Consider the following 16,990-nt stretch of genomic DNA (forward strand, 5'->3'; position numbering starts at 1 on the left):
CCATTTGTATTTTTATTTTTTGCCTCTATTTAATCTTACAATAAGTCAATAGTGTTGCCTTTTATGTACAATTGCAGTGCCATATGGCAATTCACCTAAACACTTATACCCATGGGTTTTCTGTATTCTATTTTAATCGGTGGAGTCGCTGGTTACATTGCTAGTCGTATTATGGAAAGCCACCATTCGGCTTTGTTCAATATTATCCTCGGTATTGTTGGCGGCTTTGTCGGTGGATTTATTGCCCGCAGACTCGGGAATGACCCCGATAACGATGGCTTATTTATGAATCTTCTTATTGCTGTAGGCGGTGCTATCGTACTTATTTTCATAGGGCGATTGCTTTGATTTTGACGGCTCGGGGAGAGCTGCTGGAGCCGTGCCACAAACCGTGGCACGGCTTTTTTTGAAATCTTATCAAGATTAATCAATTGATTATCAAGGTGCAACGGTTGCCATCGATGCTGTTCGACCCTTTCGGGGTCGCATGTTTATAAGCTGTTGATTTGGCTATAAACATGCGACCCCGAAAGGGTCGAAAAACAACATCCTTGATACACAATTAGCTTAACAATGGCTCTTTCACCGATTCGGTAAATAGTCTACTATCCTGCGGAAGTGAATACAGCTGCTCATAGTATTCAGTCGCCATTCGATCGGCATCGAATTGAGGAACAACATCCTGCATACTGGTTTTTAGCATACGAAGCCATTGACCTGGTTGATCATAGTACATAGGCAAAATAACCGTTTCTAAAAGCGTGAAGAGATTGTTAGCATCGAACGCGTCCTGCTCGTGTGCAGGCCAGGCGAGGTCAGCTTCAGGTAGGACGAAACTGTTGACACCATTCCTGGCAAACTCGGGTATCCAGCCGTCGTTGGTTGAGCAATTAATGGCGCCATTCATCGCAGCGGTCATGCCGCTGGTGCCGGATGCTTCGCGCGTTAGCCGGGGTGTATTTAACCATAAATCGGCTCCCTGTTTCAATAGTTTTGAGAGATGCATTTCGTAGCCAACCAATACAGAGCAATTGACATACTGTTTCGCTGCATGTACCAGCCGGTCGAATGTACCAATGCTCGCATGATCGAAGGGGTACGGTTTGCCTGCCCAGATAAGTTGGACAGGATAACGTGGATTCGTCATTAGTCGCTCAAACCGGTCTGGGTCCGAAAGCAGGAGGTCAGCCCGTTTATAACTGGCAAACCGACGTGCCCAAACCAGTGTAAACACGTCAGGATCATACAAGTCGCCAGTTTGATCGGCTACTTCGTCAAACAGCTTTTTTTTATTCGTTTTCTTCAGCGTTGCTAGTTGAACATCATCGTCGCTTTTTGCCGCTGTTTCTAGCATCGGGTCTCCCCAAAAGGCCTGATTTTGGGCGTTGGTTATAGATAGAATCGGGCAGATGTTATCATAATCTTGCCACATCTCTTGACAGACCTGCTGATGACGTTTCGATACCGCATTTGCACGCCCGGCCAGCCGAAAAGCGCCCAACGCCCAGTTGAACTGATCGTCGATGATACCGGTGATAAGACGAACCTCATCTAAAGGCAAATAATTGAAAAAGCCCATTCGATCCAGCAGCCGGATATCGGTTCGTGGATTACCGGCTTCTTCAGGTGTATGCGTAGTAAATACCAGTCGCTCACGAACGGCATCAACGCTCCCTAACTTATCATACAGATAAAATCCTAAAGGGAGCGGGTGGCTCTCGTTCATATGGTATACGTCGGGTGCTAACTTTAGCTGTTCCAGTAATTTGGCTCCGCCAATGCCCAACAAAATACTTGATGCAATCCGGGTCTCAGGATTGGCGTCGTAGAGTTTATGACAGATCGTTTGAGCCAGATAGTCATTTTCGGGTAAATCTGTCGACAGAAAGTAAGTTGGCACTGTATCAAATACCGTAGGCGGCAGATAATACGCAGTTACCCAAACGGGTGCATGATTGACCCAAATCTGAAACTTTATATCAGTAGGCTGAAGAAAGCTGTACTGTTTTTCCATGAACAGAACGTCCATCGTCTGATCGGCCTTGCGGACCTGATCGTAATAGCCGTATTTCCATAGAATACCAATAGCCACCATTGGCTGTTGCAGGCTGTGAGCACTTCGCATGTGTGAACCCGCCAAAAAACCAAGTCCACCCGAATATATTTTGAGCGGTTGATCAAAAGCGAATTCCATGGAAAAATAGGCAACCTGACGGAGTTTAACCGACTGGTTATCATTGTTTATGCTATCCATGTTATCAGGTTGTATAAGAGAGATAGAAAACACTGAAGGATAATCAGCAATCCCTTCTGTTACTAAAGTCAACCCGGCGTTTGGTTGTATTGTTACATCGTTCGTGAACCTTAATAGAATTTTAAAATTAACCTACCTTCAGGTGTAAACGCGTATACGAAAACCTGTGCCGTCATAGCAAGCGATGAACATGAACCTTTGTACCAGAAATGGGCTTTAAAGTTTCCGCAAAACGATTATCTTGCCTTTTTAACCGATACAACCGATCATCATGAAACAAACCATTACACTTCTTCTCATTCTATGCATTAGCTACGCGCAGGCTCAAAATGCCGACTCGGTAACGATCCGAAAGTTTTATAATGAAGCTCTTGCAAATGGGAAATCCTATGAATGGCTGCGTCACCTAACCAAACAGGTTGGACCACGTCTGAGTGGTTCGACAGGAGCACAGAAAGCTGTCGATTGGACAAAACAGCTGATGGAGCAAGAGGGCTTCGACCGAGTGTTTTTGCAGGATGTGATGGTGCCTCATTGGGTACGCGGGGCCAAAGAAGTGGCTTATATCCAAAATGGCAAACAAAAAACTACAGTGCCAATTGCGGCTTTGGGTGGATCGGTGGCGACAGCGCCAAAGGGAGTTGAAGCCGGGGTGATCGAAGTAACCAGCTTTCCTGAATTGCGGGCACTAGGTGCTGACAAGGTTAAGGGGAAGATTGTGTTTTATAATCGGCCAATGGACCCGACAAAAATTAACACGTTTGAAGCGTATGGTGGAGCGGTAGACCAACGCGCTAATGGTGCTACCGAAGCGGCCAAGCTTGGTGCTGTTGGGGCTATTGTTCGCTCAATGAATCCCAGACACGACGATTATCCGCACGTAGGGGGTATGCGCTACGGCACCGGCGTTCCACTGATTCCAACGGCTGCCATTAGTACAAATGGTGCTGATTTGCTCAGTAAAATGTTAAAGGAGAATCCCAATCTGACGTTTTATTTCAAGCAAAACTGTGAGACGCTGCCTGATGCGAAGTCATATAATGTTATCGGCGAAATCAAGGGTAGCGAAAAGCCGGATGAAATCATCGTAGTAGGCGGGCATTTGGATTCCTGGGATCTGGCCGAAGGGGCTCAGGATGATGGAGCTGGTTGTATGCAATCAATAGAAGTGCTTCGGCTCTTTAAAGCGCTGGGTATTAAACCCAAGCGTACACTTCGAGCTGTCATGTTTATGAATGAAGAAAATGGTTTGCGTGGAGGTGTTCAATACGCTGACCTGGCCAAGAAGAACAACGAGAAACATATGGCCGCTGTCGAGTCCGATGCCGGAGGATTCACTCCACGCGGTTTCGGCATTGTTGGAACTCCCGAGCAACGGGCCAAAGTAATGCCCTGGAAGCCATTGCTAGCTCCTTATGGACTACTTGAAATTGGCGCGGGTGGGGGCGGAGCCGATATTGGCCCACTGGCTCAATCGGGCACAGTATTATTTGGGTTTAGACCCGATTCACAGCGCTACTTCGATTACCACCATACCGCTGTCGACAATTTTGAAGTTGTGAGTCAGCGCGAACTTGAATTAGGAGCGGCTTCGATGGCAGCCCTGATTTATTTGCTGGATCAGTACGGATTGTAAGTTGACAACCCTTGACTCAGAGATTTTTATCAAGTTCTTTCTTAACGTCTTCAAACGCGCCCGGTAAGGGCGCGTTTCGTTTTACAATCTTCCCCGTCCGATTGATAATCGTTGCCGATATATCCTGATCAGACCGAAGTCGATCAACGGCGTTAAGAAGTTGAGTATTTGTTAAAAGCAAATGGTCGCCGGAGAGGTTATATCGCGTAGCTATTTCTGGCCAAAGTGATTTGTCGGAATCGGGCATGGGTAAATAGATCAGCGCAAAATCACGGGCGCTATAGGCATTACGCAGACGCTGTGCATCGAGTGCCGCCTGACGACCGGCTTCGTCGGAGGCAGATGTCATGAGCAAATAAATTACTTTTCCCCGATTGGCATTGATAACCTGATCTAAGAGTGACGATCCGTTGCCGAGATCATTACGGGTCATGAATATACCAGGTGAAATTTCCAGACTATTGGTTGATATACCAGCCTTTCGCAGTGTTTGAATAGCCGCCCGAATACGAGTGCTGTCTTTTACTTCGAGTCGATATAATTCATCAAGCGATTGCGCCAGCGTAGGGTTTTTCACCTGCGGTCGGGCGTAGTCGTAAAGAAGTCGCGCAAAATTTAGTGTAAGCCCTGGCAATGAGTTGGCAAGCCAGTAGGCCGCAAGATAATCGACCGCTGTGCTATCGAACTGACGAATGCTACGCTGAATGAGCAACTCGTAGTTTACCAAGCGTTGCAAGGTATCAGGACTACGCTTGACTAGCCCGTCGAAAAATTTCAAATCAGCTTGTCGGGCTGAATTAGTCATGGCATAATCGCTGAGTCGAATGCGCTCATCTGCAGTCAGATTTTTGCCATAGCGTTCCAGTAAGAGGGCTAACGCTCGTACTGTTAGTCCGTTAGCTCGGGTCGCTTCAGTGGTAAGTCGTTGGGTAGCGTAGTTCGCAAACCGATTCATGGCCGATGCGCGGGCCGCCGTCAGAAGTTGGTCATTAGGTGGGCGTAGTGAATCGTTCAGGAGTTTAGTTAATTCATCGTTTTCATAAGTGGCTTTGTCGTACAGGAAAGCAGCTGCATTGTAGCGATCAGCATAGCCAACCCAGCGCTTAAGCAGTGGGAAGGGCTTTTCTTTGGCTGAAAAAGCCAGAAATGGAGCCTGATACGCGCTGGAAATTAATCGGTAAGCTGCGTCGTCACTCGCATTGGTAACCTGATTTGTGATTTTTTTGCCATCAGGTTTATTAGGATAAGACGCTTCAAACGCCTTATAACGCGCAAATTGCTGATTCACTTGCGCGTTGACTCCCCCAAACCGAAACGGAACAGCAGTTGTAAAGAGTGAATCGGCATCTATTTCAATGGTGAGGGTACCGGTCGAGGCCAGAAAGGCGGTTGAGATACGACCATAATTGAAATACATTTCTTCCTGCGGGAAAATCAACGGCAGCGATACCCGAAAGGAACCATCTACATTCAGTGGGGCTTGCCGTACTAATTCGCGGCTTGCCTGAAGAATATTATTGCGACTGACAAGCACGGTCGGCGATTCTCGATATAGTCGTGCCGACAGGTGGTAAATACGGCCCGTTACAATTACTGAATCGGTTTGGGCAACAGATAGCGTTGGGCGTAAACAGTAGACCGTAAGCAGTAAGCCCAAAAGGCGTGGTAAAAGATTTTTCATCGGTTCAGGAATACAGATATAGCAATAACAAACGAAAACCCGAAACAGTCAACTTCATGGTAAAAAAGGCCACTTGCTTACTTGGTTTTGATGCCGTGATACTGATCCTGTTCCTGATAATCGGTACGAAGTGGATAGCCGACCCAATCAGTGGGTAGTAGAATCCGGCGGAGGTCGGGATGATTCTCGAACCGGATACCAACCAGATCGAACGTTTCGCGCTCGTGCCAGTCGGCGGTTCGCCAGATGTGCGCTACACTTGGTATTACCGGCAGTTCGTTACTAGTGGTGTTGCGAGCTAGTACCACCTTCACCATCAGATTATGTTCGTAAGGGATGGAAGTAAGGTTATAAATGACCTCCATTGTATTGGCTTGAGGGCCATTATCGATACCTGTAACGCAGGCTAGCAAGTCGAAAAAGAGCCGTTCGTCATCACGCAGGAATTGGCAAATAGCTACCAGCTGGTTTGCTGGAACAGTCAGATAAGGTTGTAGGTTCTGCGTATTGGCCTGCAAGTCAGAGCCGAATTGAGCTGCCAGGAGATCGGTTATTTCAGGAAAGGTCATATCATCAATTAGAGAAAAGTTCTATTACGCCAGCCAGGCCAGCCACTGCATCCAGTTTTCAATCCAGAACAAAAACTTAGTGGCAAATTTAGCCGCCGGAGCCGACGACGGTTCGAGGGTTAAGCTATTGTTATTGAGGTTGGTATCCATGTAAATCTTCTGTTTTGGATCAACGTTTGCCCAAACAACCTTTGCATTCTCGCTGAGCGTAAACTGATGTTGGCGTCCTTTGCCATCCCAGAAGAGCATGAGCTCGTGACCGTTGTCGAAATGGACAAGTATATCCACAGGCATTACGCCATCGCCGTTGCGTTGTACCGTTATAACGCTCTGTTGCTGCTCATTGACCCGTCTGTTTTTTAGCGAAAGGAGTTCGTAATCAATAACGTTATCACCATAAAGTGCCTGCCTGAAAAACCAGTCCATGTTGGGGCCGTATTTAGTGCCAAGCCGCTTCGGTACTAGTTCATTCACGATGTCAATGAAGTTCTGCCCATCCGGGTGCTTGAACTTCCAGCGAACGAAATACGTCTGCATGATCTCGTCCATCAGAGTCCGACCGACCAGTCCTTCAAGCGTTCGCATCCAGGTTGCTGTTTTAGTGTATGTCAAAACACTGTATTGGCCTTCGGGCAGTTGCCAGGTATTTCCAAACGAAGAACCTAGGGCTGGGTTGTCCTGATGCACATAACTATCCCGCGAACTTTCCAGGTCACCCCATCGGAACCCAAATAAATCAACTTGAGCAGAGCGAGCGCCGTAAGTTGCGTCCATAATCCGGCCTTCATAATATTGGTTGAAACCCTCGTCGAGCCAGGCTTCTTCAAATTCATTGGTGGCCAATAACTGCATAAAATACTGATGGCCAAATTCATGAATCGTTATCTCTTCTGGAACACGGACTCCGGCGGGCAAAAATGAAGCAGTTCCGGCTGTGATAAACGTGGGATATTCCATACCAAACGACCCATTGGCGTGTAAAGGGGGATCGACAATGGTTAGATTCGGAAAAGGGTATTTGCCAAGGTATTTATCGAAGTAGGTGAGAGCTGCCTTAGCTGCATCAAGGTGACGTTGAGCCTGATGAACATGTTCGGGTTGCATCACTAATTCGATGGCAACCTCGCCACCCGAAGGACGTTTCCACTTATCGTTGATAACCTGGAAATGAGGAGAGGCAGTCCAGGCAAAATCGACCACATCTTCAGCATGGTAGAGAATCGTTTTGGTGCCGTTGCTATGCAATTTCTCAGATTGAAATAAGCCAACAGCACTCACCCAATAGTCTTTTGGGGTTGTGATGTTCACATCATAAACTCCATAATCGGCGTAGAATTCGGAATGGGCATGAAACTGGTGGCAATTCCAATGGCCTGTTTTTCCTGGACCAACGGGTTGGTATCGGGTTCCGGCTGGTTCGTAGACACCAATTTTTGGAAACCACTGACCAACCAGAAAAAAGTCACGGCTGAAGCCTGTACGGGCAAAAATCTTAGGCAGTTTGGCGCGAAACGCGATGTCGAGGACAATGGTCTCGCCCGGCCCAACGGGTTTGTTTAAAGGCACTCGGATCACAGTGTGATCGTCGCTATTGGTGTCATCGGGCTGGAAGAATTGATAGGCCAGGGCTTCCCCATCGCGCACCTTCATTGAAACGACATCAATAGAACCGTAGGGGTCTTCCTTGGAATTTCGGTCAATCTGGTCACCCCGCAACTGCCCACCCGATTCGCGCATAAACGTAGACTGATCATTGCGGAAGGCATTAAGATACAGGTGGAACTGCAACTCCCGGATTATATCATTAGATGGATTTCGCCAGGTGAGTGTTTCCCGACCATCGAGTTTTTTCGTAACGGGATTCAGTTTTACATCGATCTGATAATTAGCCAGTCGTGGGCTTAACGGGGTTGGGAAGATCGGTTTTTGACCATAGCCAGTTAAGGCGATGCAAAACCCAGCAATAATAAGCCAATGGCGAGATGTCATACAAGGCAAAAACTAATGGTTGGCTACTTGTACAAAAGTAATTGTATTACTGTGATAACGAATATAGTCTAAATCGGGCCGCACCATTAGGCAGATTTTTAGACGGGAACAGCCTGTTTCTAGGCGCTGGAAATCATCAAAACACTGCTGACATAGGGCTGTCACAGGGGGCATTTACCTTTGTTTCAACAATAAACCAACGACAATTCTATGGAACTGATTCCGCTGTTTTTGACCGAAATGGAACGTGAAGCACAAACTACCCGCAAAATGCTGGAGCGTATCCCTGATGACAAATACGACTGGAAACCGCATGAAAGAAGCATGACGATTCGGCAATTAGCTACGCATATCGCCAATTTGCCTACCTGGGTAACCATGGCGCTAACAACGGATGGACTGGATTTTGCCAGTAGTCCGTATCAGGAGGATGTGATTAACAATACCGCTGAGCTAATGAATTATGCTGAAACGTGTTTGGCAAATGGGAAGTCGACATTAGTGCCCGAAAATGAAGCGATCCTGAATGAACCCTGGACGCTGCGAAATGGCGAGCAAATCCACTTCGTTTTAGCCAAACATGAAGTCATTCGGACAACGTTTTGCCAGATTGTACATCACCGGGCACAGTTAGGCGTCTTTCTACGATTATTGGATATACCGATTCCTGGAAGTTACGGTCCAAGTGCCGATGGTGAGTAATCTTGATAGTGGGGGACGGTTTTAGGTAACTGTCCCTTTTTTTTATTGTACTATTCCATCTGATTCCCAGAGGATTTGATTTTGGCCGGAAAAACAGCCATATTCAGAGCTGATTGATTGTTTTACCTTCTTTGTCAAAACGATGCACTTCCGTCTCTACGCGCTGTTTTGTTGCCTCCTTACGTCTTGGTTTACATACGCTCAGCCTTATGATCTTGTGATCAAAAATGGCCGGGTAGTCGACGGCACGGGCAATCCCTGGATCTATGCCGATGTTGCTGTTCAGAATGGCCGCATTGTTCGGATTGGAGCGATACCGCCAGCCGATGCTAAACGAACTATCGACGCAAGCGGGCTTATTGTCGCCCCCGGCTTTATTGATGTACACGCCCACGTAGAAGGCAGTTTGGAAGCTCAGCCCGGTGCGCCCAATTTCATTCATGATGGAGTTACCACCGTGATAACCGGTAACTGTGGAGGATCGAGCGCCAATCTGCGAACTTACTTCGATACACTCCGAATGATGAAGACGTCGATAAATGTCGGCTCGTTGATTGGCCATAATTCGGTACGAATGAAAGTCATGAAAATGGCGTTTCGCGAACCCACTGCCCGCGAGCAGACCGACATGGAAGCCCTCGTTGAACAGGCAATGAAAGATGGCGCGGTGGGCCTGTCAACCGGACTGATTTATACACCGGGTACCTACGCCCGCACGCCTGAGGTCGTCAACCTGGCTAAAATAGCCTCGCGCTATGGCGGTTTGTATGCATCGCACATTCGCAATGAAGGACAGAACGTAAAACAGGCCGTTCAGGAAGCAATTCTAATTAGTCGCGAAGCTCAGATTCCGGTCGAGATTTCACATTTTAAAGTAGCCAGTAAGCCGTTATGGGGAAAAAGTACAGAAACCGTTGAGTTGGTCGAGGCTGCCCGACGCGAAGGTTTAGACGTGACAGTGGATCAATATCCCTATACGGCATCCAGCACATCGCTGGAAAGTATTGTGCCGTCGTGGGCCTTAGCCGATGGCGATTCGGCGGTGCTCGTTCGATTCCGTGACCCAGCTACCCGCACCAAAATTCGCACTGAAATGCTGGACGGGTTGGCGAAAAACCTGCGTAAAAACTATGAATACGCCGTTGTATCCAGTTACAAACCCGACACAACGTTTAACGGCATGAGCATCAGTGCGATCAATCAGAAACTAGGCCGGAAAAATACGCCCGATACAGAAGCCGACCTGATTATGGATCTAATGGAAAAAGCTAATCTGAAGCGCATCCAGATGGTTTACCATACTATGTCGGAAACCGATGTTGAAAACATTCTTCGGTATCCCAATACTATGATTGCGTCTGATGCTGGTGTCGCCAAGTTTGGGTCGGGTATGCCGCACCCACGCGCTTATGGGACCAATGCCCGTGTATTAGGTCGCTATGTCCGCGAACGCCATATTATTCCGCTGGAAGAAGCCATTCGTCGGATGACTTCGCTGCCCGCTCAACGTTTCCGCCTGACAGACCGCGGCTTACTCCGTCCCGGCTACGCTGCCGACATTGTGCTATTTGACGAAAAGACTGTTTCAGACAAAGCCACATACGAACAGCCTCATGCCTACACAACGGGAATCTCATGGGTTATTGTCAACGGAACCCCCGTCGTTGAAAACAGTAAACATAACGGTCAACGACCAGGGCAACTGCTCATGGGGCCGGGCTATGGGAAGTGATGTATGATATAGGATGTATAATGTATTTCTACTTCAGAAATTTATACATCACACATCCTATATCATACATCTCTAGTGTCCTGCCATCCCTGCCGTCATCTTAACCTCCCTTCCCGTTTTCTTCTGCATACGGCTAAAAACCGTGATCAATACCAGCAGCAACCCAATGGGGATCAATGAGAAATAAAACGCAGTTTGGCCATCGTAAGCTTCGAAAACGTGACCTGTGATGATAGATCCCGTTGTGCCACCTAAGGCTGAGGAAATCACAATCAAGCCTGCCATTGGGCCGTGCTGACGAAGCGGTAAGCTACTCAAAATAGCCGAGTTAATAGCTGGGTAGATTGGCGCGATAAAGAGGCCAATTAAAGGGAAAATGAACGCTGCTATGGGCGCATCTCCCCAGCCAGTTACCGTCCGGCCATCAACGCCAGACGCCAGAGGGAGCGCCAGCAATACTAAGCCAGCCGATGCGACCAGACAAATCATTAAGAGCCAATACCATGAAATTTTACCCAGTAATACGCCCGCCAGAAATCGACCTGCCGCCGTTGAGGCTGCTAGAATGCTCGCCATTTCAATGCTAAGGGATGTGGGGAGTTGCAAAATTTTACTGTTGAAGGTCGGGAGCCAGCTCATTATGCCCTGCTCCATCAGCACGTATACGAAAGCTGTTCCGATGAACACCAACACCACGGGTGTAATGGCCAAACGGAACATATCAGCGAGATCATCGACTAAACTTTTCGGCACTTCATTCTTTACACTCGATTCGTCAATTGGCGTACTGAGCAGCAGCAGAAACGCGACTAAGGCGATACCCGCCAACACATAGTAAACCGTCAGCCAGGATGTTGACTGGGGATTCGTATCATCCACGAAAGCGCTGAACAGGAAATAGCCTGATAAGACACCAACCATGAAAAACGACTCCAGAAAATTCATGAAGCTGGCGTGCCCGTTCGAGTCGTTTGTGATTAAGCCAATCGTGGCAAAGATGGATACTTTTATGAGCGCAAAGCCGGCACCCGTAGCCGCAAATAGCAATTTTGTCGTCCAGAAAGCGGGCACCTGAGGCATCAGTAAACAGGCCAGAATAACCAGACCGAGGGCCACCAGCATGGCTCGTTTATAGCCAATGCGGATAATGTATGAGGCCACAATGAACGATACAAAAGCAATCGTTAAATCCTTGAACGCTTCGAGTACACTGGCCGATGATGCCGACACACCATAGTTGTTTTGAACCTGCAAAATCACCGTTCCAACACTGTTGAGCAGGATGGCGAATACGAAATAGTTGAGAAGAAGTGAGAGTTTTATGCGCCAGTGAGCCATGTTAATACGGTGGTTATAGGTTTAGGACAATAAACATACGGGTTTCCTTTTATTATTTTTTCCAGTTCTATTGTGGCATTTTGCATTTTTGCCTGTCCAATAGGCCTATTCCCTGACAAAGTGGGCCTTTTCTAGTTAAATCATCTGAACCTTTATTTTCTATTTTGGCAACTTCATCTTTCCCCAAATCGCCTGATCAACTTTTCGGCACGCTGTTTCAGGATGTGCAGTTAGGGCATGTTTTCGCCGACTCCAAAACATTCGTAGACTGTGTACCCAAGCTCGTTCCCGAAGATCTTGTTGCGCTCTACGAAAGCGAGAAAACCAAAGTGGATTTCGATCTGGCTGCGTTTGTGCATGAGTATTTTGTCTTACCCGATAAAGTTGCCAGCGACTACGTTAGTGATACCACCATCACTACAACCGAACACATAAATCGACTTTGGGACCGACTTACGCGTCAGGCTGATCCACACATAGAAGGCAGTTCGCGGATACCATTGCCGCACCCGTATGTCGTTCCGGGTGGGCGGTTCCGGGAGATTTTCTACTGGGATAGCTATTTTACCATGCTGGGCCTGAAAGAATCCGGGCGAATTGACCTGATACGCGGAATGCTCGACAATTTCGCCTTCCTGATCGACCAGTTTGGCTTTATCCCAAACGGAAACCGGACTTATTTTTTGAGCCGGTCTCAGCCACCTTATTTCGCACTGATGGTAAGTCTGTTAGCCGAGATTGAAGGAAAAGAGGCACTGGTCAACTACCAACCGCAACTTCTGAAAGAATATGATTTCTGGATGGATGGGCACCATTCTTTAACAGACGAACAACCTGTAGATAAACGTGTTGTCAAACTGGAAGGCAATCGAATTTTAAACCGTTACTGGGACAATACGCCTACACCTCGCCCCGAAGCGTATCGGCAGGAAATCGAACTAACCGAAGAAGCGCAACCGCTGGGTGTCGTGGCCGAAGAATTATACACGCATATCCGGGCTGCCTGCGAATCGGGTTGGGATTTTAGTAGCCGCTGGTTTAAAGACCAGAAAGCAATGACCACGATTGACTCGGCCAATATTGTTTCTATAGATTTAAACTGCCTGCTTTACTGGCTCGAAGTAACACTACACGATACGGCTCTTCGGACTGGTAACCATAAGCTGGCCTATGATGAGTACGACTGGTTGATTAAAGACCGAAAGAAAGCTATCCAGCAAACATTCTGGAATGAAGAAACAGGGTTCTTCCATGACTATGATGTTGTTGCTGGTCGACAAACCGAAGTACTAACGTTGGCGGGAGCCTTCCCGTTATTCTTTAAATTAGCTACTCCCGAACAGGCTGCACGCGTTCATGACCGGCTCAAAGCCGATTTTCTGCAAGCGGGTGGTTGGGTGACAACGCTTAATCAAACGGGACAACAGTGGGATTGGCCCAACGGTTGGGCACCGTTGCAATGGATTGTCTATCGTGCTCTGACCAATTATGGTTTCACTGAAACCGCTAATGAAGGTCGTGATCGATGGCTGGCACTAAACGACAAGGTTTTTCGGGCGACAGGCAAGATGATGGAAAAATATAACGTCGTTGATGCGGCTATAACCACAGGTGGGGGAGAGTATCCCAATCAAGATGGGTTCGGCTGGACAAACGGGGTATACCTGGCCATGAGTGTGCAAAATAAAGATTAATATATTGATAATCAATGATTTATATTGATTGAATATTTGTGGCATCGAATTTGTAGAGTAAGCCTGTAACAACTTACCCTAAAATTTAGTAGGCCATGAAAAAGCTCTTCGTAACCGTACTGGCTGCTGGTATGACAACCGTTGCCTTTTGCCAGAAGACGTTTATTCTATCACATCAGGATAAAAAAGGTTTTTTTGCTGTATCGGCGGGAGCTAGTATGCCTGTCGGTCGATTTGCAAGCTGCTCATCTACCGACAATCAGGCTTGTATGGCTGGAAATGGACTTGCCTTTAATGTATCGGCGGGTTATCGGGTTGCTGGGCCTGTAGGATTGATGATTCGTGGCGAACAGCATCGAAATTCGGTAAATACCGCTGCCATGCTCGATGCGCTTTATCGCAACGAGTCGGATGTCTGGACCGCTAAGGCCGATAACTGGTCAATTATGACGGTGATGGTTGGGCCATACATTTCGATTCCAATAACTGGTCGATTCTCAGTTGATGGACGCCTGCTGGCTGGAAGAGCATTGGCTGTTCTCCCGAATACGTCGATGGCTGGTACATTCGGGCATACCGAAATGTCGGTGAAAACGACGGGTTCGCAGAGTAATGCAATGGCTTATGGTGGTGGTTTATCTGTCCGCTATCGGCTTGGCCGGAGTACGGCCCTTAACCTCAATGCCGATTATAGCCGCGCTGATTTTACATTTACCAATCTGACCTCAACGGCTAAAAGTAATAACAGCGTCTCGCAAAGTTCAACCTATAGCAGCGACCGAACCGTTGGCGTTGTAAGCGTATCTGCTGGCTTAGTGGTATTATTTGGTACCAAATATCGTCCTTTCTAACAACCGTTTGCTAAGCTCAGCCGACAGTTCATCCCTATTTGGTTGTACCCCTGACTTTGGGAGTGTAGTTTAGTAGCTGATTCTTAACTAACTTAGGTCATGACACCCACTCGCCGACATGCCGTTCTTCGGCGTGTAAAAGATATTACCCTTAGTACCACCCTTAGCCTGGCACTTCTTGGCGGTGCCGTTGCACTTCAGAGCTGTGGCAACAACGACTCCGACGAAGAGCAAACGGAAACCCGCTTCGGAAAAGGTGTGCGGACGTATATCACTGAAACTGCCCCCGGTAATTTTAAAATCACCGATGAAGTGCAAGCCGATCCAGGCAAGGCAGGAGCTATTGTGAGTTATTATGATGGTCACCGCGACACGCTAAGTGTTGAAGCTGCCAAGCGACTTGTTGAGAATGACCAGTCAACAAATACTTACCTCCATAATCCGGGAGCGTATCATTCCTATCATCATAATGGGTTGGCCAATGCGCTGTTGTGGGGGAGTCTGGGCTATATGCTGGGCCGTTCTACCGCTCCGCAATACCGCGATGACGCACGTCGATACGGCTCAGGAATCTATGCTAATTCCGATTTGTACAATCGCTCTACGCGCGTTGGTGAAAACGTTCGAACCTCCCGCGTGACACGTACTGTTCGGCCATCGAGTGGGCGTAGTGGATTTTTTGGAGGCCGCAGCCGTAGTTTCTCTTCATAAGTTGGATAAATTAAAGATAGTGAGGCAACTAATTGCCCAGTTTCTGCCGTTACCTGATTAATCTATGGCAAGAATTTGGTAGATATGAGCCAGAATTTTCGAGCAATAGCTTGATTATTTCTGATGCTATCTGTCTGTTCATTGACTTAATCAGGATTGATCTGAGTACTATGAATCGGAACGTAAATCGGGAGCGGCTACGGCAGGAATCATTTGATGTTTGTATTATTGGTGCGGGCGCCAGTGGGGCTGGTGCAGCGTTAGATGCCGCCTTACGCGGGTATCGCGTTGCCCTGATTGATCGGGGGGATTTTGCCAGTGAAACCTCGTCCCGTTCCACCAAACTGATTCATGGGGGCGTTAGGTATTTAGAGCAGGCGATCAAAAAACTTGATTTAGCACAGCTTCGTCAGGTACGTCACGGTTTGGCAGAACGCCGGACAGTTATTCGAAATGCTCCACACTTAGCTCATCCACTGGCAATACTTACCCCTGTATTCAGTTGGTTCGAGGGGCTTTATATGACTATCGGCCTCACGCTCTACGATTTAATTGCCGGTCACGATTCTTTTCCAAAAGGAAGTTGGCTCAACCAGGCAGAGGCACTAGTCAAAAGCCCGATGCTGACGCGTGAGATGCACAGTGCAGTATTGTATTACGACGGGCAATTCAATGATGCCCGTTATGCACTGGCTCTTGCTCACTCAGCCGATGAAGCTGGAACCGCTGTAGTTAACTACGCTGCGGTAACTGGTTTTAGGCGTGAGAATGGACGGATTAAAAGCGCTACGGTTCAGGATCAGCTTACGGGCGAAACAATCGAAGTACAAGCCACCATATTCCTGAACTGTACCGGCCCCTATGCCGATGCGCTTCGCTTGCTGGCTAATCCGACTATCGACCAACGTATCCGGCCGAGTAAGGGAGTTCATATCGTATTGCCACGCGAAACGCTGGCTAGCGATTATGCTATACTGATTCCTAAAACTGCCGATGGTCGGGTCGTGTTTGCGATTCCATTTGGCGATAAAGTATTTGTCGGGACAACCGATAATGATTACAAAGACCTGAATCAGGAACCCGTATTGGAGCCTGATGAGGTCGATTATCTACTCGAAACGGTACGGCCTTATTTAGCCAAAGCGCCAACTCGCTCGGAAATACAGGCTGGTTTTGGTGGTATCCGCCCATTGATTGTCAGTAGCCGGGCCGATACAAAAACATTGCTTCGGGACCATGAGGTGGAACACGATCCGGAATCTGGCTTACTAAGCCTGCTGGGAGGGAAGTGGACAACCTATCGGATAATGGCACAGGATGCCATTGACCGTGTTGCCGAATTACTGAACAAGCCCGTTAAGAGTAGCACCGAAAACCATTATTTAATTGGGGGCGAAAACTACCGTTTCGACGACTGGCAATCCCTGGAAGCGCACTATGGTCTTCCTGCCGATGTTTGTCAGCACCTGATGAAAACCTATGGCAACCGTGCTGAACGTGTTGCGAAACTAGCACAACAGGAATTGGGCTTAGCCGAGAAATTAATCGACAGTCAACCTTTTCTAAAGGCTGAAGTCGTGTATCAGGTACGTGAAGAAATGGCAGTTACTCTGCGGGATGTACTGGCTCGGCGGTGGCGTCTGGAGCTTTCAAATTGGCAACTAACGGCTCAGCTTGCCCCACAGGTTGCCGAATTGATGGCTGCTGAACTGAGTTGGAGCGAGACGTATCGCGCGGAGCAGACACGATCTTATCAACAGTTGCTTGGAGAGTTTATAAAGCAGGCTGGACTGCCTTTCGAACAGTCCGTTATGGCCCCTATATAGCTTTTCT

At 47.8% G+C, this 16,990-nt stretch carries 13 protein-coding genes; 8 read left to right on the top strand and 5 right to left on the bottom strand.

Annotated features, from left to right (window positions below; all coding sequences use genetic code 11):
• Positions 1-111: 111 nt before the first annotated feature.
• Entirely contained in the window at positions 112-348 is a 237-nt protein-coding gene (locus GO755_RS34040) for a GlsB/YeaQ/YmgE family stress response membrane protein (RefSeq protein ID WP_157589908.1), read from the top strand.
• Between the two features lie 214 nt (positions 349-562).
• On the opposite strand, the gene glgP is transcribed toward GO755_RS34040, so the two are convergent.
• Entirely contained in the window at positions 563-2,254 is a 1,692-nt protein-coding gene (gene glgP / locus GO755_RS34045; RefSeq protein ID WP_157589909.1) for an alpha-glucan family phosphorylase, read from the bottom strand.
• A 271-nt stretch (positions 2,255-2,525) separates the two neighbouring features.
• Here glgP and GO755_RS34050 point away from each other — a divergent pair, with 271 nt between their 5' ends.
• Positions 2,526-3,890: a M28 family peptidase gene (locus GO755_RS34050; RefSeq protein ID WP_157589910.1), complete on the top strand. Its 1,365-nt coding sequence runs from the start codon at positions 2,526-2,528 to the stop codon at positions 3,888-3,890.
• 16 nt (positions 3,891-3,906) lie between these two features.
• Here GO755_RS34050 and GO755_RS34055 read toward each other — a convergent pair whose 3' ends face one another.
• The 3 genes from GO755_RS34055 to GO755_RS34065 all read right to left on the bottom strand — a co-directional run bounded on the left by GO755_RS34055 (position 3,907) and on the right by GO755_RS34065 (position 8,129).
• The gene (locus tag GO755_RS34055) at positions 3,907-5,571 is read right to left on the bottom strand and encodes a hypothetical protein (RefSeq protein WP_157589911.1); all 1,665 of its coding nucleotides are present in this window, start codon (positions 5,569-5,571) and stop codon (positions 3,907-3,909) included.
• Between the two features lie 77 nt (positions 5,572-5,648).
• On the bottom strand, positions 5,649-6,140 hold the full coding sequence (locus GO755_RS34060; protein WP_157589912.1) for an NADH-quinone oxidoreductase subunit C: 492 nt from the start codon (positions 6,138-6,140) through the stop codon (positions 5,649-5,651).
• Positions 6,141-6,164: 24 nt separating this feature from the next.
• Positions 6,165-8,129, bottom strand: a complete 1,965-nt coding sequence (locus tag GO755_RS34065) for a M1 family metallopeptidase (RefSeq protein WP_157589913.1) — start codon at positions 8,127-8,129, stop codon at positions 6,165-6,167.
• Positions 8,130-8,339: 210 nt separating this feature from the next.
• On the opposite strand from GO755_RS34065, the gene GO755_RS34070 reads away from it, so the two are divergent.
• Together GO755_RS34070 and GO755_RS34075 are read left to right on the top strand one after the other, a co-directional pair.
• Positions 8,340-8,831 carry a DinB family protein gene (locus GO755_RS34070; RefSeq protein WP_157589914.1) on the top strand — a complete coding sequence of 164 codons (492 nt, stop codon included), beginning with the start codon at positions 8,340-8,342 and terminating at the stop codon, positions 8,829-8,831.
• A gap of 142 nt (positions 8,832-8,973) precedes the next feature.
• Positions 8,974-10,563: an N-acyl-D-amino-acid deacylase family protein gene (locus GO755_RS34075; RefSeq protein ID WP_157589915.1), complete on the top strand. Its 1,590-nt coding sequence runs from the start codon at positions 8,974-8,976 to the stop codon at positions 10,561-10,563.
• Positions 10,564-10,635: 72 nt separating this feature from the next.
• Here GO755_RS34075 and GO755_RS34080 read toward each other — a convergent pair whose 3' ends face one another.
• A complete protein-coding gene (locus GO755_RS34080; protein ID WP_157589916.1) occupies positions 10,636-11,901 on the bottom strand; it encodes an MFS transporter in 1,266 nt (421 codons plus the stop codon).
• Positions 11,902-12,065: 164 nt separating this feature from the next.
• Between GO755_RS34080 and treF the strand changes: the two genes are divergently transcribed.
• From treF to GO755_RS34100, 4 genes are all read left to right on the top strand, one after another.
• Positions 12,066-13,595, top strand: a complete 1,530-nt coding sequence (gene treF / locus GO755_RS34085) for an alpha,alpha-trehalase TreF (RefSeq protein ID WP_157589917.1) — start codon at positions 12,066-12,068, stop codon at positions 13,593-13,595.
• A gap of 95 nt (positions 13,596-13,690) precedes the next feature.
• Positions 13,691-14,446 carry an outer membrane beta-barrel protein gene (locus GO755_RS34090; protein ID WP_157589918.1) on the top strand — a complete coding sequence of 252 codons (756 nt, stop codon included), beginning with the start codon at positions 13,691-13,693 and terminating at the stop codon, positions 14,444-14,446.
• Positions 14,447-14,545: 99 nt separating this feature from the next.
• Positions 14,546-15,157 (top strand): hypothetical protein, encoded by a 612-nt coding sequence (locus GO755_RS34095; protein ID WP_157589919.1) that lies wholly within the window; start codon positions 14,546-14,548, stop codon positions 15,155-15,157.
• 170 nt (positions 15,158-15,327) lie between these two features.
• Entirely contained in the window at positions 15,328-16,983 is a 1,656-nt protein-coding gene (locus GO755_RS34100) for a glycerol-3-phosphate dehydrogenase/oxidase (RefSeq protein ID WP_157589920.1), read from the top strand.
• Positions 16,984-16,990: the final 7 nt, after the last annotated feature.

This window comes from Spirosoma arboris, assembly GCF_009754945.1.
In the GTDB taxonomy this organism is placed as follows: domain Bacteria; phylum Bacteroidota; class Bacteroidia; order Cytophagales; family Spirosomataceae; genus Spirosoma; species Spirosoma arboris.

Coding starts and splice junctions, on each gene's coding strand:
- GO755_RS34040 (WP_157589908.1), top strand. CDS start 112: ATGGGTTTTCTGTATTCTATTTTAATCGGTGGAGTCGCTGGTTACATT.
- glgP (WP_157589909.1), bottom strand. CDS start 2,254: ATGGATAGCATAAACAATGATAACCAGTCGGTTAAACTCCGTCAGGTT.
- GO755_RS34050 (WP_157589910.1), top strand. CDS start 2,526: ATGAAACAAACCATTACACTTCTTCTCATTCTATGCATTAGCTACGCG.
- GO755_RS34055 (WP_157589911.1), bottom strand. CDS start 5,571: ATGAAAAATCTTTTACCACGCCTTTTGGGCTTACTGCTTACGGTCTAC.
- GO755_RS34060 (WP_157589912.1), bottom strand. CDS start 6,140: ATGACCTTTCCTGAAATAACCGATCTCCTGGCAGCTCAATTCGGCTCT.
- GO755_RS34065 (WP_157589913.1), bottom strand. CDS start 8,129: ATGACATCTCGCCATTGGCTTATTATTGCTGGGTTTTGCATCGCCTTA.
- GO755_RS34070 (WP_157589914.1), top strand. CDS start 8,340: ATGGAACTGATTCCGCTGTTTTTGACCGAAATGGAACGTGAAGCACAA.
- GO755_RS34075 (WP_157589915.1), top strand. CDS start 8,974: ATGCACTTCCGTCTCTACGCGCTGTTTTGTTGCCTCCTTACGTCTTGG.
- GO755_RS34080 (WP_157589916.1), bottom strand. CDS start 11,901: ATGGCTCACTGGCGCATAAAACTCTCACTTCTTCTCAACTATTTCGTA.
- GO755_RS34090 (WP_157589918.1), top strand. CDS start 13,691: ATGAAAAAGCTCTTCGTAACCGTACTGGCTGCTGGTATGACAACCGTT.
- GO755_RS34095 (WP_157589919.1), top strand. CDS start 14,546: ATGACACCCACTCGCCGACATGCCGTTCTTCGGCGTGTAAAAGATATT.
- GO755_RS34100 (WP_157589920.1), top strand. CDS start 15,328: ATGAATCGGAACGTAAATCGGGAGCGGCTACGGCAGGAATCATTTGAT.